A 551-nucleotide genomic window follows, 5' to 3' on the forward strand; every position below is an offset into this window, starting at 1 on the left:
ATAGGGGATACGGGAGAGGATTTTTAAGATCAGTCCTCAGAAACTTTCTTAAATCCATAAATAACCCCAAACCGCCAACTCAAACTGGTGAGACAAAAATAGTGCCTTTAGTGGCCTTTTATTCATTCCAAAGTAAACAACTCAATTCAACTATCAAACAAAATTTCTCCAAATTTTTAGAGGACACAGAGATTTTACAAAGACACAAACCAATCGCGGCGTACAAAAGAAACACAAACTTATTAGATATTTTAGTGCAAAGTAAAGTTAAAAATAAAACCGGAAAACGAAGACCGTGTAAATACTATCTGGCTCTAAAATGGATAAAAAATGTAACCACAAAGCAAATTTATCAGGTCGACAGAACTCTCTCTCCAGACACCCGAAATTGTGTCTACCTAATTTTCTGCACAAAGTGCAAAAAACAGTATGTCGGACAGACTAAAAATGAGGTGAGAACGAGAATATATCAGCACACTCATAACATCCTCCATAAAATACACAAACGGAGGTTTTTGATCCAACATTTTTTAGTACATGGTCTCCCCTCT

The 551-nt window shown here is 35.9% G+C and carries 1 protein-coding gene; it reads left to right on the plus strand.

All coding sequences use genetic code 11. The features are described 5' to 3' along the window. Positions 1-254 precede the first annotated feature (254 nt). Positions 255-551 (plus strand): GIY-YIG nuclease family protein (locus tag U9R90_RS36735; protein ID WP_411061858.1); only part of this gene is annotated, 297 nt, incomplete at its 3' end.

The organism is Streptomyces sp. E11-3 (genome assembly GCF_046540415.1).
Classification (GTDB): Bacteria; Actinomycetota; Actinomycetes; order Streptomycetales; family Streptomycetaceae; genus Streptomyces.